Source organism: Streptomyces sp. WAC07094, from assembly GCF_036320405.1.
Lineage (GTDB): Bacteria > Actinomycetota > Actinomycetes > Streptomycetales > Streptomycetaceae > Streptomyces > Streptomyces lannensis.
On sequence record NZ_JAVMJZ010000001.1, the window covers coordinates 5,740,742 to 5,765,423 of the forward strand.

Annotated in this window: 19 protein-coding genes; 6 read left to right on the forward strand and 13 right to left on the reverse strand. The window is 69.9% G+C overall.

Annotated features, from left to right (window positions below; translation table 11 throughout):
* Positions 1–17: 17 nt before the first annotated feature.
* The 10 genes from RCR19_RS25325 to RCR19_RS25370 all read right to left on the reverse strand — a co-directional run bounded on the left by RCR19_RS25325 (position 18) and on the right by RCR19_RS25370 (position 15,414).
* A complete protein-coding gene (locus tag RCR19_RS25325; protein ID WP_331267210.1) occupies positions 18–2,969 on the reverse strand; it encodes a beta-galactosidase in 2,952 nt (983 codons plus the stop codon).
* Positions 2,970–3,404: 435 nt separating this feature from the next.
* The gene (locus RCR19_RS25330; RefSeq protein ID WP_331267211.1) at positions 3,405–4,985 is read right to left on the reverse strand and encodes a substrate-binding domain-containing protein; all 1,581 of its coding nucleotides are present in this window, start codon (positions 4,983–4,985) and stop codon (positions 3,405–3,407) included.
* Between the two features lie 176 nt (positions 4,986–5,161).
* A complete protein-coding gene (locus tag RCR19_RS25335; RefSeq protein ID WP_331267212.1) occupies positions 5,162–6,799 on the reverse strand; it encodes a histidinol-phosphate transaminase in 1,638 nt (545 codons plus the stop codon).
* 164 nt (positions 6,800–6,963) lie between these two features.
* Positions 6,964–8,118, reverse strand: a complete 1,155-nt coding sequence (locus RCR19_RS25340; protein ID WP_331267213.1) for an aldose epimerase family protein — start codon at positions 8,116–8,118, stop codon at positions 6,964–6,966.
* 57 nt (positions 8,119–8,175) lie between these two features.
* Entirely contained in the window at positions 8,176–9,420 is a 1,245-nt protein-coding gene (gene mmsB, locus RCR19_RS25345; protein ID WP_331267214.1) for a multiple monosaccharide ABC transporter permease, read from the reverse strand.
* On the reverse strand, positions 9,417–10,967 hold the full coding sequence (gene mmsA / locus RCR19_RS25350) for a multiple monosaccharide ABC transporter ATP-binding protein (protein WP_331267215.1): 1,551 nt from the start codon (positions 10,965–10,967) through the stop codon (positions 9,417–9,419). Before mmsA ends, mmsB begins: the two co-directional genes overlap by 4 nt.
* Positions 10,968–11,011: 44 nt before the next feature.
* On the reverse strand, positions 11,012–12,118 hold the full coding sequence (chvE, locus tag RCR19_RS25355) for a multiple monosaccharide ABC transporter substrate-binding protein (protein ID WP_331267216.1): 1,107 nt from the start codon (positions 12,116–12,118) through the stop codon (positions 11,012–11,014).
* A gap of 5 nt (positions 12,119–12,123) precedes the next feature.
* Complete coding sequence (locus RCR19_RS25360; RefSeq protein WP_331267217.1) at positions 12,124–13,131, reverse strand: hypothetical protein; 1,008 nt, start codon at positions 13,129–13,131, stop codon at positions 12,124–12,126.
* Positions 13,132–13,255: 124 nt separating this feature from the next.
* Entirely contained in the window at positions 13,256–14,260 is a 1,005-nt protein-coding gene (locus RCR19_RS25365; RefSeq protein ID WP_331267218.1) for an alcohol dehydrogenase catalytic domain-containing protein, read from the reverse strand.
* The gene (locus RCR19_RS25370; RefSeq protein ID WP_059131434.1) at positions 14,257–15,414 is read right to left on the reverse strand and encodes a mandelate racemase/muconate lactonizing enzyme family protein; all 1,158 of its coding nucleotides are present in this window, start codon (positions 15,412–15,414) and stop codon (positions 14,257–14,259) included. The genes RCR19_RS25365 and RCR19_RS25370 overlap by 4 nt, the downstream gene beginning before the upstream one ends.
* A gap of 268 nt (positions 15,415–15,682) precedes the next feature.
* On the opposite strand from RCR19_RS25370, the gene RCR19_RS25375 reads away from it, so the two are divergent.
* A complete protein-coding gene (locus RCR19_RS25375; protein WP_331267219.1) occupies positions 15,683–16,453 on the forward strand; it encodes a hypothetical protein in 771 nt (256 codons plus the stop codon).
* A gap of 119 nt (positions 16,454–16,572) precedes the next feature.
* Here RCR19_RS25375 and RCR19_RS25380 read toward each other — a convergent pair whose 3' ends face one another.
* A complete protein-coding gene (locus tag RCR19_RS25380) occupies positions 16,573–17,007 on the reverse strand; it encodes a MarR family transcriptional regulator (RefSeq protein WP_059131432.1) in 435 nt (144 codons plus the stop codon).
* 100 nt (positions 17,008–17,107) lie between these two features.
* On the opposite strand from RCR19_RS25380, the gene RCR19_RS25385 reads away from it, so the two are divergent.
* Entirely contained in the window at positions 17,108–18,130 is a 1,023-nt protein-coding gene (locus tag RCR19_RS25385) for an NADP-dependent oxidoreductase (RefSeq protein WP_331267220.1), read from the forward strand.
* Positions 18,131–18,313: 183 nt separating this feature from the next.
* Here the strand turns inward: RCR19_RS25385 and RCR19_RS25390 are convergent, their stop codons facing one another.
* Positions 18,314–19,243 (reverse strand): hypothetical protein, encoded by a 930-nt coding sequence (locus tag RCR19_RS25390; RefSeq protein ID WP_331267221.1) that lies wholly within the window; start codon positions 19,241–19,243, stop codon positions 18,314–18,316.
* Between the two features lie 405 nt (positions 19,244–19,648).
* On the opposite strand from RCR19_RS25390, the gene rfbA reads away from it, so the two are divergent.
* From rfbA to rfbD, 4 genes are all read left to right on the forward strand, one after another.
* Positions 19,649–20,593 (forward strand): glucose-1-phosphate thymidylyltransferase RfbA, encoded by a 945-nt coding sequence (gene rfbA, locus RCR19_RS25395; protein WP_331267222.1) that lies wholly within the window; start codon positions 19,649–19,651, stop codon positions 20,591–20,593.
* Positions 20,594–20,643: 50 nt separating this feature from the next.
* The gene (gene rfbC / locus RCR19_RS25400; RefSeq protein WP_331267223.1) at positions 20,644–21,273 is read left to right on the forward strand and encodes a dTDP-4-dehydrorhamnose 3,5-epimerase; all 630 of its coding nucleotides are present in this window, start codon (positions 20,644–20,646) and stop codon (positions 21,271–21,273) included.
* 129 nt (positions 21,274–21,402) lie between these two features.
* The gene (gene rfbB, locus RCR19_RS25405; RefSeq protein WP_331267224.1) at positions 21,403–22,377 is read left to right on the forward strand and encodes a dTDP-glucose 4,6-dehydratase; all 975 of its coding nucleotides are present in this window, start codon (positions 21,403–21,405) and stop codon (positions 22,375–22,377) included.
* Positions 22,374–23,276, forward strand: a complete 903-nt coding sequence (gene rfbD / locus RCR19_RS25410) for a dTDP-4-dehydrorhamnose reductase (RefSeq protein WP_331267225.1) — start codon at positions 22,374–22,376, stop codon at positions 23,274–23,276. Before rfbB ends, rfbD begins: the two co-directional genes overlap by 4 nt.
* Positions 23,277–23,403: 127 nt before the next feature.
* Here rfbD and RCR19_RS25415 read toward each other — a convergent pair whose 3' ends face one another.
* Entirely contained in the window at positions 23,404–24,678 is a 1,275-nt protein-coding gene (locus RCR19_RS25415; RefSeq protein WP_331267226.1) for a glycosyltransferase, read from the reverse strand.
* Positions 24,679–24,682: the final 4 nt, after the last annotated feature.

Genomic DNA, 24,682 nt, shown 5'->3' on the forward strand with positions numbered 1-24,682 from the left:
CGGGGCCCCCGCTCTTGTCAGTGCGCGGCGCGGGGGGAGTCCACCGGCGCCACCGGGACTCCTCCCGCCGCCTTGCCGAGCAGCGTCAGCCGTACTCCTCCGGGTCCCGCCGGCGTGGTCCCGTCCGAGAGGACCGCCAGGGCCAGCGTGTTCTCCCCACGGGTGTTCAGCACCCCGTTCGGCAGGACGAACGTCTGCTGCGGGCCCACGTCGTTGATGTACTGGCCCATGTTCCAGCCGTTGAGGAAGATCTGCACCCGGTAGGCGCGGGCCGGGTCGTCGGTGAGCGTCAGCCCGATCGACGCGTCCGTTCCCGGATCGACGGCAGGCCGGAAGGTGGTCCGGTACCAGACGACGCCCTGCCGCCGCTCGCCCCGCGGCAGTTCGGCGGGCTCCCAGCCGCCGTCCGCGAATCCGGGCAGATGCCAGCCGTGCCGCTCCCCGTACAGCCCGCCGTTGTTGATCGGCCCGCGCACGGGATCGGGCGCGCTCTCGCCCTGGATCCGCCATCTCACCCGCGGCGTCGCACCGTCGAAGGCCACCGAGACGAGCCCCCGTCCCGCCTTGTGGGTGTCGTCGGCCCGTCCGTCCTGGTCGTGCTGCATACGGCGGACGAGGACGGAGAGGACATGGGGCCCCTTCCCCGGTGCGACCGGGAACGCGGCCGTCGCCGACCACGTGCCCTTCCGGACCGTCTTCTTGTCCGGCACGGGCATCCGGTGCGTGCCCAGGGGCTTGCCGTCCAGCCACGCCATCAGCAGGCCCTGGGTGCCGGTGACATACGAGAAGGACACCTCCGCGGCGCCGGCCGCGTCCTCGAAGCGGCCCCGGTACCAGACGTCGCCGTAGTGGAAGCCGTAGTCGTCGGCGAACAGGACGGGTCCCGAGGCCGGCACGGGAGTCGTGCTGAAGGAGGTGGTCCGGTCGGCCGTCCGCCACGTCGAGTCGTCGAAGCCGGGAGCCGACTCGGGGTTCTCGACGCGGCGGCGCCACCCGGTCAGCGCGGGCAGCCGGACCGGTCCCGCGCCGGGCAGCCGGTGCGTGGCACGCAGGCCGCCCGAGCGGGTGGTGTGCGTGGGCACGCGCCGTCCGTTCCAGACGACCTCCGTCACACCGCGCGGCAGCCACGCCTCCAGGTCCGCCTCCTCGACCGTGTCGCCGCCCAGCCGCGCGGTCGTACCGCTCAAACCCACCGTGCGCAGCAGCTCGGGCCCGTACACCAGGACCGGACCCGACGGGGTGTCATGACGCCACAGCCGCCCCGAGGTTGCGTCGTCGGCGAGCAGGAGCAGCAGCGGCCGCGGCACCCCTCCGCCGTCCACCAGCACCCGGACCAGCCCGCCGAGCCGGGCCTGTACATGCAGCGCGCCGTCCCGGTACTCGCAGCCGGCCTCCCCCTCGAGCACGGTGAAGACCGGTTCGGCCGCGGCCTCCACGACGGTCTCCGTCGTCTCGCCCGTGCGGCCCGTGAACACTGCGACGTCCTGGCGGCCCGCGGTCAGGCGCAGCATCGGCTGGGCGGTGGAGTGGCGCAGCGTGCGCCGTCCCAGCGAGATCCCGGTGGCCAGCAGCCGGGCGTCGAGGCCGGGGACGGGCACCCGTACGGTCGTCCCGGCCAGCGGGACGGCGGCGACACGTTCGTCGGGGGTGTCGTTGCGCAGGACGTGGACGTGCGCCCGTGTCCTGCGGTTGACGAGGTGGTACGCCCTGAGCCCGGGGCCGCCGCCGACGTCGAGGTCCTCCGCGCGGTCCAGCTCGGCCAACTCGGGCACGCTGTCCAGCAGATGGCCGAGCTGGTGCATCGGGACCAGCTTGGTGGTGGGCCGCCGGGCCTCGTCGAGGGCGGCCCCGTAGTCGTACGACGTGTAGACGACCGGTGCGGGCAGCCAGCCCCAGGAGGTGCCGCCGAAGGTCATATAGACATTGTGGATCGTGATGCCGTTGGCGAGGTTGGTCAGGTAGAAGCGCCGCTCGTACGCCGCGTCCCGGGTACGGCGCGACTCGGCGTACCCCTTGCCGTCGAACTCGGCTCCACCCCAGGGATCGAACCAGCCGCCCCCGAACTCGGCCAGGAATCCCGGGGTGCCCGGGCTCGCGGACGCCCCGCCCTTGGTCCCGCCCGGGCCGAAGTACCCCCAGTCCGGCGGGGTCCGGAACGGCGAGGGGTAGCCGTCGAAGGCATAGAGCCAGTGCCCGCTCTCACCGCCGGTGTCGAAGGTGCCGGGTGCCCAGTCGCCGTTCCTGCCCTTGTCGTTGTGGAAGAGCGGCACGTCGATGCCGTCGGCGCGGACCTTGCGGTACAGATGGGCCATGTAGTCGCGGCCGGCCGCCTCGGTGACGTGGTCCGCGTACTCGTTCTCCAGTTGGTACAGCACGACCGTGCCGGATCCGGCGGTGTACTGGTGGCGCACCACGATCCGGTTCACGGCGGTCAGCCACTCGTCCACGTACGTCAGGTAGGTCGGATCGGAGGTGCGGGCCCTGCCCTTCGTGGCGGTCAGCCAGCCCGGGAAACCGCCCGCGTCCACCTCGGCGTTGATGTACGGGCCCGGGCGCAGGATCACATAGAGGCCCACCTCGGCGGCCGTGCGCAGGAACAGGTCGAGGTCGCGCACGCCCGTGAAGTCGTAGGAGCCGGGGGCGGGGGAGTGGTAGTTCCAGGAGACGTAGACGCTGACCGTGTTGTAGCCGTGGGCGCGCATCTTCTGCAGGACGTCCCGCCACAGCGAAGGGCTCGGCAGCCGGAAGGGGTGGAACTCGCCGGACCACAGCACGACCCGTCCGCCGTCGACGATGATCGAGTATCTGTCGAAGCCCACCGTGTGCCGCCGTCCGTCCGCACGCGGCGGCCCGGGGGCGGGGCCGGTGGGCCCTGTCGCGGCGATGCAATGCCCGGCGCTCGCACCGAGCGCCAGCTCGAGCGCGGCGGTTCCGACGATCGCGCTGAAGGCGCGTCTGCTCAACACCAAGGCGGTCTCCTCAGGGTCGCGGATGCCGTCATTGTCACCGGTGCCCGGCACCAGGACGGCCCATGAGGGACCCCCGGCGGACGGATTACGCGGTACGGGCGGTACGAGGGCATCGCGCACACGTGGGTCCGGGAACGCGTCGCGGGGGCAACGGGCGTCAGGCGTCCGCCCGTTCCCCCGATACGGGCGGACGGCCGTCGGCGGTCCTGCTCGCCGTCATCACGCTCGGGCCCGCGTGTCGCCCTGCCGAGGAAGGGTTCCGGGGGCGTCGGGCCGGTCGTTCGGGTCGTCGAAGGGGGCGAGTACCGGTGGTCGAGGCGCGGTGCAGAGGCGGGCCGTCCGGCGCCGGCTGCCGCCGTCGTCCGGGACGAGGCACAGGGCACGCCGGCCGTGGGGGGCCCGGTCCCGTGTGGCGGGCCGAGGGCGGAGGCCGCCCTAACTCGGGCGGCAGAGCAACGGCTTGGCCAGCTCAGAGCAGGGCCGGTCCCCGTGGGAGCGGATGACGTCCTTGCCGACCTCGTCGGCCAGCCAGCGCAGGAAGCCCGCGGCCATGGAGTCGGCCGGCGGCTCGCCGTAGGTGTAGGCGAACTCCGTCTGCCAGTAGGGGTAGGCGCCCTCGTCGGCACCTTCGAGGGTGGCCGGATAGCCGTCGATCCGCACCTCCTCGACACCGTCCTGTGCCGCGGCGGCGCCGACCTCGCTGTGCCCGAGGGCGCCGGGCGTCGAGGCCACGGTGTCGAGGAGCGTCTCCGTGTCAGCGACCTCGCAGCGTCCCGGCTCGGCCGCCGCGAGGGACGCGCAGTCGCTCACCGTGGCCGCCGGCAACGACCTGCCGCCGAGGACCTGGCGTTCGAGGGTGGTACGGGTGCCGGAGCCGGGGTTGCGGCTGACCAGGTGGATCGGCACGTCGTTGCCCTTGACCTGGTTCCAGTCGGTGATCTTCCCGGCGTAGATGTCCCTCACCTGCTTCAGGGACAGGTCCTTCACGCCCGCGTCCGGGTTGACGACCAGCGTGAAGAGGGAGAGCGCCACGGGGCGGGGCAGCAACTGCGGGCGTCCGTCCTCGCTCTTCGGGCCGTCGCTGAACGCCAGCCGGTCGCCAAGGCCCTGGCTGCCCGTGAGACGGGCCTTCTTCCCCGCCGCGGCGAGGGCGCTGAGGCCGGGGACACTGCCCTGGAAGGTGCGATCGGACAGGGGTATGTGCGCATCGGGGCAGACCTTCTCGTACTGCCGCGCGGCCTCGCGCAGGACCGGCGCGAACGCGGTGGAGCCGGACAGCGTGAGCGTGCCGCTCGCGCAGTCCAGCGGCGCGGGCTCGGGGTCGCTGCGCAGGAGCATGAAGAGGGACTCCCCGATGAGCACCAGCACCAGGACGATGAGCAGCGCGCGGACCGGCTTGGCGGCGAACGGGTAGTACTCGGTCTTCCGCATCCTGCCGCGACGGACCCCGCCCACGATGCCGCCGACCACCTCCGGGTCCGGGAAGGCCGGCTCCCTGAAGTCCTCCTCGCGCTCCAGCACCGCCAGCACCTTGTAGTGGTCGCGGCGGTTGAGCTTCACCTTGGGCAGTTCGATGAGACCGTCGCTGACGCCGAGGCCCGGCACCTGCTGCGGGCTGCCAGGTCCGTTGTCGTCGGGGGTGAAGAAGCTGCCGAGTTCGCTGCGGCTTAGTTCGGTGACGACCATGCCGACGACACGGCGGCCCCGGAACGCGACCCGGATGCCGGCCCGGGCGCCGTCCGGCGCCAGATAGTCGTCCTCCACGATCGGGGCCCGGCCGCTGTTCTCGATGCGCAGCAGCACGAACGACGGATCGCGCAGAGGCGTGCCGTTGTGCTGCATCTGCTGCAGCACCCCCGCGTAGGGTGCGGCGGCCGCGTCCTGGGCGGTGGTGTCCATCTGCACCCGGTAGCCGAGCAGTTTGCGGCCGACGAGCGTGAACTCCCACACGCCCGCGGCGCCGGAGACCGCCAGACCGAAGACGGCCAATGCGGTGTCCCAGGGAATGCCGCTCACGGTCAACTCCTGCAGCAGGCACGATGATCGGAGAGGCCATGGTGAGTGGAGCAAGCACCTGGTTGCCCGGGGAAACCGAGATCCTCCCGACCATGTTCACCGGCGCGTCAACTGGGACACCCGGGGTTCGCCTGCGGGGGCCGCCAGGACACCTGCGCGGCCCCCGCCGCGCCGGCTCAGCCGACCTGGTTGTACATCGCGCCCGCCGCCGGCCAGCCCGTCGGCTCGGGGACCGGCTCCGGCTGGGTGCGGCCGCGGACCTGAGCGGCCGTGAGACCGCCCGCGGCGGGCATTCCCCGCCGGTTCTGCGCGGCCGCCGCGAGTCCGGGCAGGCCGGTCTGCGGGACGGGCTGCAGACCGGCGGCGGGAGCCGGAGCGATTCCCGGCGGCATTCCGGGCAGCTGCGGAGCGGCGGCCACGGCGGCGGCCGGCGCCGGCATGGGAGCGGGTGCCGGCATCGGGGCGGGGACGGGCGGTGCGGGCAGCGGAGTCGGTGCGGGCAGCGGGGGTGCCGCGGGCATCGGGGCGGGCATCGGCACGGGGGCCGGTGCCGAGCCGGGGGCGAGCGGCATCGACCACGCCTGCGAGGCGAGCCCCATGACGCCCGCGCCGTTGGTCTGGCTCACGAGCCGGTCCACCGCCGCCGTGCCCGAGCTGTAGCTGGTCCCTGTGCCCGGCTCGGGCACGGCGGCTCCCCTCCTGGCCCCGTAGAGCACCTCTTCCATGGCGGACACCAGGCGACGCACGTCCACCTCGGGGCGTACCACGAGCCGCAGGAAGCGACTGGATGAACCGATCTTGTTGCCGCACTCGCGGACGAGGATCCGGTGCTCGGTGAGCAGCCGGTCACGGACGACGGTGCCCTCGGCGCCCAGGGGCAGGCGTACGAAGAGGAAGTTGCCCTGGGAGGGGTACACCGTCAGACCCGGCAGCTGGGAGAGCTGCCGGGACATGTCCAGACGGTCGCGGCGGACCTGGTGCAGGCTCTCCAGGTACTCGGCACCGTGCTCCCTCAGCATGAACACCACGTGTTCCGCGAAGGAGTTGAGGTTCCACTTCGGCAGCATCGAGCGGACCCGGCCCGCGAGCGAGGGATTGGCGACCAGGTAGCCGAAGCGTATGCCGTGCAGTCCGAAGTTCTTGCCGAGGCTGCGCAGCACGATGACGTTGGGCCGCATCACCGCGTCCTGGACGACGCTCGGTTCGTTCTCGGCGTCGGCGAACTCCAGGAACGACTCGTCGATCACCACCAGGTCCAGGTCCGCCATCGCGTCCATGAACTGCACCAGTGCCTGGCGGGGCACGAACCCGCCGTCGGGGTTGTTCGGATTGCAGACGACGGCGACGCGGGTGCCGCGCTTTCGGATGAACTCGGCGTACTGGGCCAGGTCCAGGGCGAAACCGCTGGACTCCTGGAGCGGGAACATGTCGACGCGTTTGCCGGTCTCCATGGGCTGGTCGGTCCAGCGGCCGAATGTGGGGACGGGGACGGCGAGGGACTCGCGGACCAGCAGATGGTCGATCCAGGTGATCAGTTCGGTCGAGCCGTTGCCCATCGCCACACAACTCGGAGGCAGCTGGAGCAGGTTGCACAGCTCGGCCGTGATCGTGTCGGCGCTGCTCGGATAGTAGGTGATGATCTCGCGCAGCCGGCCCGCCAGTTCGTCGAACATGGCGGGCGTGGGGAAGTAGGGGTTGCAGGGGATGCAGAAGTCCACGGGACCCGTTCCGTCGCCGCCCTCGCGCGTCAGCGCCGCCATCGAGGGACTGTGCGCCGCGGTACCGCGGAACAGCGAGGTGACGGTGTCGCCCATGGAACCTCCGTATGAGGCGGGCCCGGTGGGGACGGCGGGCCCGTCGTCTGTGGGTGGCCCGCGCGGGGGAGCGCGGGCCACCCAGTCATACGGACGGGGGAGGGACGGTGTTCAACTCGTGTGAAGCCGGTGTGATTTCCGGAACCGATCCCTCCGGTGAGGTGTCACGCGCCGAACGAGTGAATCGTCGTCGTCCGGTACGTCTGGCCGGGCCGCAGCACGGTCGACGGCCACGACGGCTCGTTCGGGGAGTCCGGGAAGTGCTGGGTCTCCAGGCACAAGCCATCGCCCTGCCGGTAGGTGCGGCCGGAGGTGCCGACGAGGGTGCCGTCGAGGAAGTTCCCGGAGTAGAACTGCAGGCCCGGCTGGTCGGTGGCGATCTTCAGGGTGCGGCCGGAGCGCGGGTCGCGCAGAGTGGCGATGTGCACCGGCTTCGCCGTGACGCCTTTGTCGAGCACCCAGTTGTGGTCGAAGCCCTTGGCCTGCACCTGCTGGGGGTGGCCCGCGCGGATGTCCCGGCCGACCGGCTTGCTCTTACGGAAGTCGAAGGGGGTGCCGGAGACCTTCGCCAGTTCGCCCGTGGGGATCAGGCCCGTGTCGGTGGGCGTGTAGCGGGAGGCGGCGATCGTGAGCTCGTGGTCCTCGATGGTGCCGCTGCCCTCGCCGGCGAGGTTCCAGTACGTGTGGTTGGTGAGGTTGACGACCGTCGGCCTGTCGGTGGTGGCCTCGTAGTCGATGCGCCAGTCGCCGTCCCGGTTCAGTGTGAAGGTGACCTTGGTCCTGAGCGTGCCCGGATAGCCCATCTCACCGTCGACGCTGGTGTAATACAGGTGCAAGCCCACGTCCGAGCCGGAAGTGAAGCCCTCGACGTCCCACACCTTGGTATTGAAGCCCTTGGCGCCGCCGTGCAGGCTGTTCACGCCGTCGTTGACGTTCAGCTGGTACTTCTTGCCGTCCAGGGTGAACTGGCCCTTGGCGATGCGGTTGCCGTAGCGGCCGATCGTGGCGCCGAAGAATGTGGTGCCGGCGACGTAGGCCGCGAGGTTGTCGTAGCCGAGCGAGACGTTGGCGTAGCGGCCGTGCCGGTCCGGGATCTCCAGGGACTGGATGATGCCGCCGTAGGACAGGACCTTCAGCCGGGTGCCGCCGTTCTGCAGGGACCAGCGGTAGACCTTCGTGCCGTCATCCAGCTTGCCGAAGAGCTCCTTCACCGGCTTCCTGCCTCCAGGGGCGGCCTCGGCGGTGCCGGTGCCGAGGGTGGTCGCGGCGATGCCCGCTGCCGCGGCGCCCGCGATGACTGTGCGTCTGTTCAGTTCCATGTGCGGCTCCCGTGAAGGGTGGGGCCCCGTCGTCACGACGGGGCCCGAGCTGACGTGTTACGAACCGGACTTGCGCTTGTTCCACACGTCGAAGCCGACCGCCACCAGAAGGGCGAGGCCCTTGATGACCTGCTGCCAGTCGGTGCCGACGCTGAGGAGGTTCATGCCGTTGTTCAGCACGCCGAGGACGAGCCCACCGATGATCGCGCCGAGAACGGTTCCCACACCGCCGCTCATGGACGCGCCACCGATGAACGACGAAGCGATGGCCTCGAGTTCGAAGTTCACACCCGCCTTCGGCGAGGCCGCGTTCAGACGGGCGGCGACCACCAGCCCCGCCAGGGCCGCGAGCACGCCCATGTTCAGGAAGACCTGGAAGGTGACCCTCTTGTCCTTGACGCCGGAGAGCTTCGCCGCCGGCAGATTGCCGCCGATCGCGTAGATGTGGCGGCCGAAGACGGCGTTGCGCATCACATAGCCGTAGCCGACCACCAGGACGCCGAGGATGATCAGCACGATCGGGGCGCCCTTGTAGCTGGCGAGCAGCAGCGTCAGCACGAGGATCGCGGCGACCAGGGCGACGAGCTTGAGGACGAACAGCTTCGCCGGCGGCACGTCGAGGGCGAACTCCCGCTGACGGCGGCGGTCCTGCGTCTCCTGCCACACCACGGCGGCGATCAGCACCAGGCCGAGGAGCAGGGTGAGGTTGTGGTAGTTGGTGTTCGGCCCCGCCTCGGGCAGGAAACCGTTGCCGATCTTCTGCAGCCCGTTCGGGAACGGGCCGAGGGTCTGCCCCTTGAGCAGGATCTCCGTCAGACCGCGGAAGAGCAGCATCCCGGCGAGGGTGACGATGAACGACGGTATGCCGAGATACGCGATCAGGAATCCCTGCACCGAACCCGCCACCGCGCCCACCAGCAGGCACAGCACCAGGGCCAGGGGCCACGCCATACCGTGCTGCACCGTGAGCACGGCGGCGAACGCTCCGACGAACGCCGTGAGGGAGCCGACCGACAGATCGATGTGCCCGGCGATGATCACCAGCATCATGCCGATCGCGAGGATCAGGATGTAGCTGTTCTGCAGCACCAGGTTGGAGACGTTGCGCGGCAGCAGCAGGTCCCCGCCGGTCCAGATCTCGAAGAGGACGACGATCAGACCGAGCGCGATCAGCATGCCGTACTGCCGCATGTTGCGGCGCAGCCCGTTCAGCATCAGCTGGAGCAGGCTCCCGCCCGTGGCCGATCCGCTCTTGCCCGGCGGCGCGGGGGCCGGGGTCGTGGCGGTCACATCCGTGCTCATCGCGTTACCTCTTTGTCCTTCGTCATATGACGCATCAGCACTTCCTGCGTGGCCTCGGCGCGCTGTACCTCACCGGTCAGCCGCCCTGCGGCCATCGTGTAGATGCGGTCGCACATGCCGAGCAGCTCCGGCAGTTCGGAGGAGATGAAGACGACCGCCTTGCCCTGGGCGGCCAGCCGGTCGATGACCGTGTAGATCTCGTACTTGGCGCCCACGTCGATACCGCGAGTGGGCTCGTCCAGGATCAGCACCTCCGGGCCCGCGAAGATCCACTTGCTGAGCACGACCTTCTGCTGGTTGCCGCCGGACAGCTTGCCCACCGGTTCGAAGACGGTCGGCGCCTTGATGTTCATGGACGTCCGGTAGCCCTCGGCGACCTGGCGCTCCTCGTGCTCGTCGACCACACCCCGCCTGGACACCTTCTTCAGGGCGGTCAAGGAGATGTTGCGGTTGATGGTGTCGATGAGGTTGAGCCCGTAGTGCTTGCGGTCCTCGGTGACGTACGCGATGCCGTGGCCGACCGCCTCGGCGACGGTCCTGGTCCGGATCTCCTTGCCGTCCTTGAGGACCGTGCCCTGCGCGTACCGGCCGTAGGTGCGTCCGAAGAGGTTCATCGCGAGTTCGGTGCGCCCGGCGCCCATCAGCCCCGCGATGCCGACGATCTCCCCGCGCCGCACCTGGATCGACACGTCGTCGACGACCTTGCGCTGCTGGTCGATCGGGTGGAACACGGTCCAGTTGCGGATCTCGAGCGCCGGGGCAGCCCCCTCCTCCGGCTTGTGCGGGGTGCGCTCGGGGAAGCGGTGGTCGAGGTCGCGGCCGACCATGCCGGCGATGATCCGCTCCTCGGTCGTCTCCGGCGCCTTCACGTCGAGCGTCTCGATGGTGCGCCCGTCGCGCAGGATGGTGACCGAGTCGGCGACCTTGCGGATCTCGTTGAGCTTGTGGGAGATGATGATCGAGGTGATGCCCTGGTTCTTCAGCTCCAGGATCAGATCGAGGAGCTTGCCGCTGTCCTCGTCGTTCAGCGCGGCCGTCGGCTCGTCGAGGATGAGGAGCCTCACCGACTTCGACAGGGCCTTCGCGATCTCGACGAGCTGCTGCTTGCCCACGCCGATGTCGGCGACGCGGGTCTCCGGGTGCTCGTCGAGTCCGACGCGGCGCAGCAGTTCGGTGGCGTGCTTGAGGGTGTCGTTCCAGTTGATGAACCCGCGCGTGGCGTGCTCGTTGCCGAGGAAGATGTTCTCGGCGATGGAGAGGAACGGCACCAGCGCCAGCTCCTGGTGGATGATGACGATGCCGTGGTGCTCGCTCGCCCGGATGTCCTTGAAGCGGCAGACCTCCGAGTCGAAGAGGATCTCGCCCTCGTAGGTGCCGTGCGGATGGACGCCGGAGAGCACCTTCATCAGGGTGGACTTCCCGGCGCCGTTCTCACCGCAGATGGCGTGGACCTCGCCCTGGCGGACGGTCAGATTGACGTCCGACAGCGCCTTGACGCCGGGAAAGGTCTTGACGATCGAGCGCATTTCCAGGACGGGTCCCGCCATGGTCGTGCCTTCCAATCAGTGTGGGGTCGGGTACGGCGGCGGGGTCACTTCAGCTCGGCGTCGGTGTAGTAGCCGCCCTTGACCAGGGTCTCCTCGTAGTTGGTCTTGTCGACGCTCACCGGCTGGAGCAGGTACGACGGGACGACCTTCGAGCCGTTGTCGTAGGTCTTGGTGTCGTTGACCTCGGGCTTCTTGCCGGTCAGCACGTCGTCGACCATCGCCGAGGCGACCTCGGCGAGCTTGCGGGTGTCCTTGTAGACGGTCTGCGTCTGCTCACCGGCGATGATCGACTTCACGGAGGCGAGCTCGGCGTCCTGGCCGGTGACGACCGGGAGCGGCTTGCTCTTGCTGCCGTAGCCGTCGGACTTCAGCGAGGACAGGACACCGATGGAGATGCCGTCGTACGGCGACAGGACGGCGTCGACCTTCTGGCTCTTGTACGAGGAGGTGAGGACGTCGTCCATGCGCTTCTGCGCGGTGGCGCCGTCCCAGCGCAGGGTGGTGACCTTGTTGAGCGCGGTCTGACCGGACCGGACGACCAGCTTCTTGCTGTCCATGTACGGCTTGAGGACGCTCATCGCGCCGTTGAAGAAGTACTTGGTGTTGTTGTCGTCGTTGGATCCGGCGAACAGCTCGATGTTGAAGGGGCCCTTGCCGTCCTTCAGGCCGAGCTTGTCGACGATGTAGTTGGCCTGGAGCTCGCCGACCTTGGTGTTGTCGAAGGATGCGTAGTAGTCGACGTTCTTCGTGCCGAGGATCAGACGGTCGTAGGCGACGACCGGGATCTTGGCGTCCGCCGCCTCCTGGAGCACGTTGTTCAGCGACTTGTTGTCGATGGCCGCGATGATCAGGCCCTTGACGCCCTGGGTGATCAGGTTCTCGATCTGCGAGACCTGGGTGTCCGGGTCGTCCTCGCCGTAGACGAGCTTGGTCTTGTAGCCCTTGGCCTGGAGGTTCTTGACGACGTTGTTGCCGTCGGAGATCCAGCGCTCGGAGGACTTGGTCGGCATCGCGATACCGATGGTGCCGCCCTTGGAGCTCCCCTTGTCCTCCTTGCTTCCGCCCTCGCTGTTCTGGCCGCAGGCGGACAGGGTCAGGGCGAGCGAGGCGGCCGAGGCCATCGCGGCGAGAGCGGCTCTGCGAGTGCGCATGGTGATCAGTCCTTGTTCTTCTCGTCGTTGAGAGGGGCAGCCGGCGGTCGGTCGCCGGTGGGGAAGCGATGCAACGAGCCGGGCAGCCTGGAGCCGAGCGGCGCCATGTCGCCGTCCGCGCCGTGCCGGGCGAGCAGGTCGAGAGCGAGCCGGCCGCGCCGCACCCGCTCCCGGGCGGTGTCCAGGGTCAGGTCCCGCAGATGGGTGCCGTACGGGTAGATCCCGGGCGCCCTGGACAGACCGAACTTCAGATACAGCGGTGCGCCGCGCCGGATGAGCTCGGCGACCTCGTACATCCGCACATAGCCTCCGAGGTCGTCGGGGGCCTCGATGTACATGTCCATGGGAGCGGCGGAGACCCGCCGGATCTCCGTCAGGTGATCGAGCGTCAGATCGCTCGGCACGTTCACGGAGTCGGCGCCGAGGTGCTCGAAGACGGCGTACGACGCCGGGTTGACCGGACCGATGAGCGCGGACACCTTGAGGGTGGTGTCGGCCGGGATGATCCCCGCCGTGCGTGCCCGGTGCAGGGTCCACAGCACGCCCTCGTCGGCCACGAGCAGGCACTTGACGCCGAGTTCGGTGGCCCGCACGGCGTCCTCGACACAGCCGGCGACGGCGTCGTGGCCGCGGGCGCGCAGCCCGGCCCCGCGCGAGTCCGAGCGTACGGAGGCGCCGGTGTCCCAGGTGCCGCGCGGCCCGGTGAACAGACACAGCTCGATGTCGCGTTCACCGGTGGCCTCGACCATCTCGGTGATCTCGGAATCGGTCAGCATCCACACGCCGCTGCCTTGGCTGATGCGGTGGATGGGCACGTCCAGCCTGGAGGACTCCTTGAGGACCACCGCCAGTGCCTCTGGGCCCTCGCACGAGGGGATCTCGGTGCGCCAGCGCCCGCCTCCGGGGAAGGTGTGAGGGGAGGCGTCGGCGGGGGAGAGAGCGGGCGCGCCGAGGCCGAGCGCGGCGAGGACCTGCTCACCGGGCCTGCGGGCTGCCGTAGCGGGGTGGGTCACAGGGCGTCCTTCATGTTCGGTATTTCGGACAAGGTTCGCGACTCTGGATGTGAAGAGACTTGTGGTGGTACGCCGGCACGGAGCACGTCGGGTGACTCCGTACCGGCGCACGGTCCGGGAGACGTCACGGTCGCAGCAGGACCTTGCCGACCTTCGGATCGCCGGCTCCCACCAGCTCGATGGCCTGGGAGAACTCGGCGAGGGGCAACTCGTGGGTGACCAGCGGCAACGGATCGAGCAGTCCGGCGCCGAAGACCCGTACCGTGTGCGCCCAGGCGTCCGGCGGCGCCCCGAACACGGTGTGCACCTCCAGCTGCCGTACGACGAGATCGGTTGGGTCGAGGCCCTCGGCGCCCGGCGCCGGGATGCCGGTGAGGACCAGGCGTCCGCCGCGCCTGAGCAGGGAGGCCGCGGTGCGCGCGGCGGACGCGGACCCGGCGGTCTCGACGACGACGTCGAAGTCGGGGGTGAGTTCCTGGTCCTTGGTGCGGAAGCCGGTGGCCCCGAACCGCCGGGACAGCGCCTCGCGGTCGGTCCCGGAACCCACCACCAGCAGTTCGGCAGGGGAGGCGGCCTTCAGGAACTGCACGGCGAACATGCCGAGCGTGCCGGTACCGACGACCGCGACCCGCTCGCCGGGCCGGGCGTTCGCCTTCAGCGCGGCGGCCGCGACGCAGGCGGCCGGCTCCAGGAGGGCCGCGGCCGTCAGGTCCGCGTCCTCCGGCAGCACGTGCAGCAGCCGGGCCGGCACTGTGAGCGTGGCGGCCATGGCGCCCGGCCGGGTGAAGCCGGTCTCCTCGTAACCGGCGGTGCACAAGGTGGTCTCACCGGCGTGGCAGCGGTCGCAGACCTGGCAGTTGCGGAAGCCCTCCCCGACCACTTTGCGGCCGACCAGGCCCTCGGGCACCCCGGCGCCGACCGCCCGGACCGCGCCCGACCACTCGTGGCCCGGGGTGAGGGGGTAACGGACGTAACCCTCGGGCCGGTTGCCCTGGTACACCTCGCGGTCGCTGCCGCAGATGCCGACGGCATGCACGCCCACCAGCGCCTCGCCGGGTCCCGGCGCGACGGGGTCGTGGGGTACCAGCCGGTGCGCGCCCGGTGCCTCGACGACGACCGCGGTGCTCACTTCGTCCCCTTGGGCTTGCGCTGCTCCCAGCCGTCGGCCCACAGGTCGAACCGGGCCTGCTGCTGGGGGAACTCGGCCGCGGCGTCGATGTCCAGCTCGACACCGAGCCCAGGGGCGTCGGAGAGGTGGAAGTAGCCGTCGACGACCTCGGGGGCGCCCTTGACCACCTTCTTGATCTCCGCGTCCGCGAAGTCGTTGAAGTGTTCGAGGATCTTGAAGTTCGGGGTGGTGAAGCCGACCTGGAGGGAGGCCGCGGTGAGGACGGACCCGCCCACGTTGTGCGGGGCCACCAGCATGTAGTGGGTCTCGGCGGTCGCGGCGAGCTTCCGGGTCTCCCAGATGCCGCCGATGTGGCCGACGTCCGGCTGGATGATGTCGACGGCCTGGCTCTCGAACAACTCGCGGAACTCGATGCGGTCGTGGATCCGCTCACCGGTGGCGACCGGCAGGTCCACCTTCCCGGCCACCTTCTCCAGCGCCTTGAGGTTCTCCGGCGGGACCGGCTCCTCCAGCCAGGCTGGCTCGAAGGGCGCGAGCTCGCGGGCCAGCCGGACGGCGGTGGCGGGGGAGAAGCGGCCGTGCATCTCCAGCATCAGCTCGGTGTCGGGCCCGATGGCATCCCGCACCGCCTCGATGAGGGAGACGGAGTAGAGGGTCCGGTCGTGGTCGAGCTCGAAGTGTCCGGTGCCGAACGGGTCGATCTTCAGAGCCTTGTAGCCGCGGGCGACGACCTCCTGGGCGGCCTTGTGATACGCGTCGGGGGTCCGCTCGGTGGTGTACCACCCGTTGGCGTACGCCTTGACCCGGTCGGTGACCTTTCCGCCGAGGAGCTGCCAGACGGGGACGCCGAGGGCTTTGCCCTTGATGTCCCAGCAGGCCATCTCGACGACCGCGATACCGGACATGACGATCTCGCCCGCGCGCCCGTAGTCGCCGTACTTCATCCGGCGTACGAGGTCTTCCACGGCGAACGGATCGGAACCGAGAATGTGGTTGGCCTCCGCCTCCCGCAGATAGCCGATCAGCGCGTCGGTGTGGCCCAGCATCCGGGTCTCGCCGACTCCGGTGATGCCCTCGTCGGTGTGCACCTGGACGTATGTCAGGTTGCGCCACGGCGTCCCGACCACGTGTGTGCTGATTCCGGTGATGCGCACGGCAGTTGCCCCTTGCTGCGTCGTCGGTGCTTCGTCGGCCCAGACGGTCTGTTCGAAATTTCGTCACGCGTTCGAAATGCTGGCGTGACAGTAAGGAGGGGGCGGTGGGGGTGTCAATGGGCTGTGCGCATAACGGTTTCGGCAAGGGTTTCGACCACCGCGTCGCACGCCGTGTTCAACTTGCCACACGGTAACGAGCGATTCCGCACACAACTTTCACAGCTGCCCCTAGGAACGTTACCTGCGAGGAACTTAGTCTTCCCGCGTCATGGACTACTGCCACCCGTGCCGAAGGCACCTCAACGGCGCCCTCGCCTGCCCGGGGTGCGGCACGCCGGTCGACGAACTACGCACGCACGCCCGCACGGATGCGGCCGACGCGCATGCCGACGGCCGCGACGACGACCAGGGATACGACGGCACCGACAGCTCCGACGGAGCCGAACCGCCGGACGAGGACGAACCGGCGGCGTCCGGGCGGGCGCAGGGCCGGCGACGGTCGCAGCGCCGCGGGCCCTCCGGCGACGCCGACGACGCCTCGGTCGGGCGGTCGGGTCGTCGCGACCGCAAGGCCGCGGCCCATCGGCGGCGCCGTAGGCGCGTGCTGTTGGTGGGTGCCGGACTGCTGCTGGCCGCAGGCGCGCTGAGCCTCGCCGAACTCGGCATAGAGGCACCCGGGACCACACCCAAGACCGCGTCCGCCGGGGACGAGACGGCGGACGGCGGTGCCGCCGCGAAGGAGAGCGCCACGCCGTCCGGCGGCGGTGCCGGGGGTGCGGCCTCGCCTTCCTCCTCGATCTCCGTGTCTCCGTCGGCGTCGGAGTCCGCCAAGGACAAGAAGGACAAGGACAAGGAGACAGACGCGGCCACGCCGTCGGCGACCGCGACGAGCCTTCCGCCCCGCTCGAACCCGGCCCCCTCGATCACGCCGTCGTCCGCGCCGAGTTCGGCTCCGTCGAGCCGTCCTCCGGCGTCGAGCCCGACTCCGCACCCGTCGCCAACGAAAACCTGCAACCGTTTCCTGTGGTGGTGCACGTAGTACCGGTGCGAGGCGCGCATCCGGGGGCCGCACGGTCCGTCCGGAGTACGGGGGCGGTGCGGTAGAGGCTGCGGGTGCGCCGCCGGCCGAACTCCCCCGGGGCGGTGCCCGCCGCCGGGCTATGCCTCCAGCATCCGGTGCAGCAGGTCCCGCAACGACAGACGTTCGTCGTCCGACAGCCCAGCCAGGGGCTCGCGGGCGAAGTTCAGCGAATCACGCAGCCCGCGCGCCAGCCGGCTGCCCTCCTCCGTCGCCGCCGCCAGCTTCACGCGGCGGTCCGCCGGGTCCGGGCGCCGTTCCACGAGCCCTCGTGCCTCCAGCCGGTCCACGATCCCGGTGACATTGGACGGCTCGCACTTCAGCTTCTGGGCGAGCCGCCGCATCGGCAGCGGCTCCAGCGACAGAAGGCTCAGCAGTCGTGCCTGGGCCCCGGTCAGCGCGTGCTCGGCCGCCGCCTCCTCGTACTCCTCGTGGTAGCGGGCCACGACCGCACCGATCAGTTCCACGACCTCCAGGGTCAGCGGGTCTATGCGGGGTGTCTTCTGCGTGGCCATGCGGTCCATGCTACCTCTTTACTTGACAGCATGAAATATTCAGGAGCATGGTTGTTTCAGGTACTGAAGTATTTGGATCGCAACCCTGACGAGAGGCGCCATGAGCGACACCCCCACCCTCCCCGCCGTCAGCCGTGAATGGCATCTGCTCAGCCGCCCGGTCGGCTGGCCCGAGGCCGAGGACTTCGCCCTCGTCGAGGCGGAGCTCCCGCAGCCGGGCGAGGGCCAGGTCCTGGTGCGGAACACGTATGTGTCCGTCGACCCGTACATGCGCGGCCGTATGAGCGCCGCCAAGTCGTATGCCGCGCCGTACGAGCTGAACCGGCCGATGCAGGGCGGTGCGGTGGGCGAGGTCGTCGTCTCCCGTGCCGAGGGGATCGAGGCCGGCGACCATGTGCTGCACTTCCTCGGCTGGCGCGAGTACGCCGTCGTGGACGCGGCGCAGGCCGTCAAGGTCGACGCCGACGCGGCGCCGCTGTCCACCTACCTGGGTGTGCTGGGCATGACGGGGCTCACCGCGTACGCCGGTCTGCTGCGGACCGCGGCGTTCAAGGAGGGCGACTCCGTCTTCGTGTCGGGCGCGGCAGGAGCCGTCGGCAGCCAGGTGGGCCAGATCGCCAAGCTGAAGGGCGCCTCGCGGGTCATCGGCTCGGCCGGATCCGACGAGAAGGTCAAGCTCCTGGTCGAGGAGTACGGCTTCGACGCGGCCTTCAACTACAAGAACGGGCCCGTGAGCCGGCAGCTGCGCGAGGCCGCTCCCGATGGCGTCGACGTGTACTTCGACAACGTCGGCGGTGAGCACCTGGAGGCGGCCATCGGATCCCTCAACCGGGGCGGCCGCGTCGCCGTCTGCGGCATGATCTCCGTCTACAACGACACCGAGCCCTCCCCGGGTCCGAGGAACCTCGCCCGCCTGATCCAGACCCGTGGCCGCATCGAGGGCTTCCTGGTCGGGGACCACTACGACCTGCAGCCGCAGTTCATCCGGGAGGTCGGTCCCTGGGTCCGCTCCGGCGAGCTCAAGTACCGCGAGACCGTGGTCGAGGGCATCGAGAACAATCTGGAGGCGTTCTTCGGTGTCCTGCGCGGTGACAACATCGGGAAGATGATCGTCAAGCTCTGACGGACGATTTCACCGTGACGCCTGCCGGATCAGGGTCGTTCGATACGACGGGGCCGCACCCTTGGACGTGGGGTGCGGCCCTCCGGCTTCGAGGCCGGGGCCCGTCGCGACGGGTGACGAGGCGGGCCGCCGCCGCAGAAGGACTGCGACGACGGCCCCTTTGGATGACCTGCGTGCCGGCGGCTACGGCGCGGGCTGGGCGTGGCAGATCACGTAGGCCTGGAACCCTCCGCCGAGGACGGTGGCGGATGCCGTGGTCTGCCATCCGGTGGCTGGGCCGGACTGAGTGCCCACGCCCACGGGCACCGGATTGTTGGCGGTGACATTGAGCGGCGCCAGGACACCGGTGGCGATGTAGCCGCCACCGGTGGCGGAATCGTCGTCCAAACACAGGGCGGTCGACTGCACGCCCAACCCGACGGCGTCGTTGCCCTTGATGACGTAGGTGTCCAGAATCGCCCCGCCCGGGTCGCCCTGCAGGCCTTGTGTTCCCGGGGTGCCCTGCGGGCCTTGTGTTCCCGTGGTGCCCTGCGTTCCCGGGGTGCCCTGCGGGCCCTGTGTTCCTGTGGTGCCCTGCGTTCCCGGGACGCCCTGCGTTCCCGGGACGCCCTGCGTTCCCGGGACGCCCTGCGCGCCCTGTGCTCCTGTGGTGCCCTGGGTGCCGGTGACACCCTGGGAACCCTGTGTTCCCGGAACTCCCTGGGAACCCTGTGTTCCCGGAACGCCCTGCGCTCCCTGTGTTCCCTGAGGGCCGCCGAAGGCTCCCTGCGCTCCCTGTGTGCCCTGGGGCCCCTGGGTGCCGACACCGGGGACGCCCTGCGGGCCCCGAATACCCGGTACGCCCTGGGGGCCCTGGAAGCCGCGCGGACCTGGCTCGCCGCGGTCACCGCGTTCGCCGCGTGGTCCCTGTGGGCCGCGGTCGCGGTCGTTGGCCCTGACCGTCGTAGCACCGTTCGGCCCCGGCAGCCCCAGGCTGTGCTGGGAGCCCGAACGCTGGACGGCATCGGCGATGGCCACCGTGCTCGGGACGACGTTGAGCACCGCAGCGAGGGTGCCTGCCGAAACCAGGGTGACGGTTCTCACCCGGTTGCGGCCGATGGTTTTACGGTTCACCAGACATCCTTCCGTGAAGAACATTGGAGTGGGCCGTGGCCGCCCGTGCGAGGCAGGCCGAGGAGCCCGCGTGGTTGCCGCGGAAACACCAGGCGCCCGGAGAAGGCTCACGCCTTCACTGCGGGCGACGGCAATGCGATCGAATGGTGTGTTTGTGCGGCGTTCGTGGAGAGTTACGGACGGCGTCATTGTTCACAAACGATCAGGTCCGGCTCATTCGCGGCCCGCCCCGGACAGACAAGATCACCCGAGTGGCAGGGTGGAGAGATGGAAACCTGCCGCTCATTCGGCTGCACTCCTGGGCCGGATGACGGAGGAATTGGTATCCATAAAGGCTTGACCGACTGCAAATTGCGGCTCGTGTCAGCGTATTGAAGGTGCGTCAGGCTCCTCTATGGTGACGCCATGCGTGGAATTCTGCTGGCAGGCGGCACCGGCTCGCGACTCTGGCCGCTGACCCGATCCGTTTCCAAACAGCTTCTGCCGGTGTTCGACAAGCCCATGGTCTATTACCCGCTTTCCACACTGGTGTTGGCGGGGGTGAGCGAAATCCTCGTCATCACGACCCCGGGCGATCAGGAGCAGTTCCGCTCGCTGCTCGGCGACGGAAGCCAGTTGGGTCTGCGCATCGACTATGTGACGCAGGAGCGCCCCGAGGGCATCGCCCAGGCTTTTCTGCTGGGCTCCGAATTCATCGAGGACGAATCCGTCGCGCTGATCCTGGGGGACAACATCTTCCATGGATCGGGCCTCGGCGCCCGGTTGGCGCACGAGGACGGGATGCGCGGCGGCCAGGTGTTCGCCTACCAGGTCGCAAACCCGTCGGCCTACGGTGTGGTCGAGTTCGACGAGCAGGGCCGTGCGCTCTCCATCGAGGAGAAGCCCGCCCGGCCGAGGTCCCCGTACGCCGTGCCCGGGCTGTACTTCTACGACAGCCGGGTCGTGGAGATCGCCCGCCGGCTGCGGCCCAGCGCACGCGGCGAGTTGGAGATCACGGACCTCAACCGCGTCTACCTCGACGCCGGGGAACTCCGTGTCACCCGGCTCGACCGGGGCACCGCCTGGCTGGACACGGGGACCTTCACCTCCATGGTGCAGGCCTCGGAGTTCGTCCGGGTGATCGAGGAGCGCCAGGGTCTCAAGGTCGGCTGTGTCGAGGAGGCGGTCTGGCGGGTCGGACTGATCGACGACGACCAGTTGCGCGAACTTGCCCGGCCGCTCCTCAAGAGCGGATACGGCCAGTACCTGCTGGGGCTGCTCGACGACGAACGGTGCACCGTCGTGCCGCAGCGCGGCAGCGGACCGCGCCAGGGGGAGCCGTTCCGGGCGCAGCCCCTCGCGGTCAAGTGACGGCGGCCGGGACTCGGCCGCATGCGCCGTCTGTGGAAGGAAGGCATCGGGTGAGACCGCTTGGCATCGAAGGGGCCTGGGTGGACACGCCCCGGGCGTTCACGGACCGCAGGGGCCGCTTCCATGAGTGGTTCAGGGCCGACCGGTTCCGCGAGGCGACCGGTCACGCACTGCGTCTGGAGCAGGCGAACTGCTCCCGGTCCATGCGCGGCGCTCTGCGGGGCATCCACTCCGCGTCGGTTCCGCCGGGGCAGGCCAAGTACGTGACGTGCATCAGTGGAGCGGTGCTCGACGTGGTCGTGGACATCCGCACCGGCTCCCCGACCTTCGGCAGGTGGGAGGCGGTCCGGCTGGACGACCAGGAGCACCGGGCCGTCTACCTCTCGGAGGGCCTGGGCCACGCCTTCATGGCCCTGGAGGAGGGCTCCACCGTGGTCTACCTCTGTTCCGAGGGATATGCGCCGCAGCGGGAGTTCGGTGTCCACCCCCTCGACCCGGCGCTGGCGATCGAATGGCCCACGGATCTCGGTCCCGAGCTCTCGGACAAGGACGCCGCGGCTCCCACCCTGGCGGAGGCCGAGCGGCAGGGCCTGCTGCCCTCCTATGCGGAGTGCGTCGCATATCGGCAGCGCCTGAAGGCCCGGCCGGACGAACACCCGGTTGCGGTGTCGCCGGCGTGAAGCGAGCCCGCAGCGGTGCCCCGGTCCCGGTGTCACCGGGCTCGGGGCACCGTCGTCCCACATCCCGGCCTCATCAAGAACAAGCAGTTTCCCGGCCGTAGTTCCGGCACGTCAGAGCATCGGAGAACCATGCGCATCCTTGTGACCGGCGGGGCCGGCTTCATCGGTTCGGAATTCGTCCGGAGGTGGCTGAATTCCGAACCGACGGCACATGTCACGGTCCTGGACAAACTCACCTATTCCGGGGTCGAGGAGAATCTCGCCTCCGTGGCCCGGCATCCCGGTTACCGCTTTGTGCGCGGCGACGTCTGCGATCCCGATGTGGTCGACCAGGTGACGGCGGGGCAGGACGCGGTCGTGCACTTCGCTGCCGAGTCGCACGTGGACCGGTCGATCACGGGGGCCGGGCCCTTCGTCCACACCAACGTCGTCGGCACCCAGGTACTGCTGGACGCGGCGCTCCGGCACCGTGTCGGCCGGTTCCTCCAGGTCTCGACGGACGAGGTGTACGGCTCGATCAGCGAGGGATCGTGGACCGAGGAGTGGCCGCTCGCGCCCAGCTCCCCCTATTCCGCGTCGAAGGCCGCAGCCGACCTCCTCGTACTCGCCTGCCACCGCACCCATGGCATGGACGTGGTCGTGACCCGGTGCACCAACAACTACGGGCCCCACCAGTTCCCCGAGAAGGTCGTTCCGCTGTTCATCACCAACCTGCTCGACGGGAAGAACGTCCCCCTCTACGGGGACGGCCGCCACATCCGCGACTGGCTGCACGTCTCGGACCACTGCCAGGGCATCGAGCTGGTCCTGCGCGGCGGGAGGTCCGGGGAGGTCTACAACATCGGCGGCGGGACGGAGGTGAGCAACCACAAGCTCACGGGACTGCTGCTGGACGCCGTCGGGGCCGACTGGGACCGGGTCACGTACGTGGCCGACCGCAAGGGCCACGACCTGCGCTACTCGCTGGACGACAGCAAGATCCGCGAACAGCTCGGCTACGCGCCCCGGTTCCCGTTCGCGGAGGGGCTGGCGGCCACGGTCGCCTGGTACCGGGACAGCCGCTCCTGGTGGGAGCCGCTCAAGACCAGGGGGGCGCGGGGATGACCACGAAATGGCTGGTGACCGGCGCGGGCGGGATGCTCGGCCGGGACGTGCTGACGGAGCTCGCCGCCGATCCCGATGCCGAGGTGACCGCCCGGACGCGCAGTGGGCTCGACATCACCGACCCGGAGGCCGTGCGCGCGGCCGTCGCCGGGCACCACGTGGTCGTCAACTGCGCCGCGTGGACGGACGTCGACCGTGCCGAGCAGGAGGAGGAGGCCGCGACCGCCGTCAACGGCGCCGCTGTGCGCCATCTCGCGAGCGCCTGCGCGGACGCGGGGGCCGTTCTGCTGCATGTCTCCACCGACTACGTCTTCAGCGGCGACGCGGGGTATCCCTACACCGAGGACGCCCGGACCGGCCCGCTCAACGCGTACGGCCGGGGCAAGCTGGTGGGGGAGCGGGCGGTGGCCAAGCTGCTGCCCCGCACCGGCTACACGGTACGCACCGCCTGGCTCTACGGCACGCACGGGCGCAACTTCGTGGCCACCATGCTCGAACTCGCGGGCCGGCGCGAGACCCTGGACGTGGTCGCGGACCAGTACGGCCAGCCCACCTGGTCCGGTGCCCTCGCCCGGCAGTTGGGCGAGCTCGGCCGCGCCGCACTGGCCGGCCGGGCGCCGGCGGGCGTCTACCACGGCACGTCCGCCGGCCGGACGACCTGGTTCGGACTGGCCCGGGAGACCTACCGGCTCAGCGGCCTCGACCCGGAGCGCATCCGCCCGGTCGGTTCGGAGGCCTTCCCGCGGCCCGCCGTGCGTCCGGCGTTCGGGGTGCTGGGGCACGGCGCCTGGCCGCGCGCCGGTGTCCCCTGCCAGCCCCGCTGGCAGGAGCAGTTGTCGGAGGCCCTGGACACGTCCTGGTTCGCGGAACTGGCCGCCGCGGCCCGTATCCCGGGCTGACCGGGCGAACCCGGCGGCCCGTCGGTCCACTGGTCCGGGCGAAGTCGGCGGACGCGCCCGGACACGCGGTGGACACATGGCGCCCGCCCTGCCCGAGCGGTGCCGGGCAGGGCGGGCGCCATCCGTCTCAGACGAGCAGCGGCCCGCCGTTGCGCACCGCACCCTCCTTCATGGCGATGAGGTTCGCCACGACATAGGAGATGTTGTTCGCGGAGTGCCACTCGGTCGGGAAGTACGTCACCAGCCGGGAGCTCTGGAAGCGCGCCTCGATCTCGGGGACGAACGCGCGGTACTGGTTGTCGGTGTAGTACCAGAACGAGTTCTCGTTGTAGAACGCCACATGCGTGGGGTCCTGGTAGGCGCCGCGTCCGTCGGAGCTGGGCGTCATGGTCAGCAGCATGCCGCCCGGCGCGAGGAGCCGGTACAGCTCGTTGATCAGCGGCACCTTGGCGGGCACGTGCTCGAGGAAGTCCACCGCCCGGATCAGACCGACGGAGGCGTCCGGCAGGTCCAGTCTGTCGGGCAGCGTCGCCACGAGGTCGACGCCGTCTCCCGGGTGCTGGTCCACTCCCAGGTAGCCCGGCGGCTTGCGGTGGGCCGCGCCGAGGTCGAGCGCCACCAGCCCGTGGCGCTGGGTCCAGGCGAGGGCGTTGGCCTCGATGTACTTGTCGTAGAGGGCGACCGTCTCGCGCTGGATGTGCGCGTTGATCTCCTTGTCGCGCTGGGTGTTCGCGCCGTGCATGCGCTGGAGGTAGAGGCAGCGCTCGATGTGGTGGAAGTCGCCGGCCTGGAAGAGCCGGGACATCATGTCCTGGTCGTCCAGCACCGTGCGGGTGGCGTCGTAGCCGCCGACCTTCTCGTAGACGTCCCTCCGGAACGAGCGCACATGATTGGGCGCGTACCAGATGTACGAGACGTTGTGCGGCGTCGGCGCCATGGTCCTGGCCGCCAGCAGCCGCCGGCCGTCGACGTCCACCTCCTCGTACTTCCAGCCGTACGTCTCGTTGAACCGGGAGTCGTCCCGTCCGCCGTCCTCGGTGATCTGGGCGGTGTTGCTGTAGACGAAGACGACGTCCGGGTGCTCGTCGAACGCCTTGCCGATCTCGGCGAGGCAGTCCCTGGCCAGCAGGTCGTCGTGGTCGAGTTCCACGAGGATCTCGCCGCAGGCGAGTTCGCAGGCCCTGCGCTTCGCGGCCCCGACGCCCCTGACGTCGTCCGCGATCTCCACGCGGACCCGCTCGTCGGGCCGTTCGGGGCGCCAGCGAGCCCCGTTGTTGAGCAGGACGATCCACTCCCAGTCCGAGCAGGACTGTGCCTGCAGCGTCGCCAGGCACTCGTCCAGGAAGCTCGGCCGGTGGCTGGGGGTGAAGACGGAGAACCTGGGTGTCGCATTCGACGTCATCTGG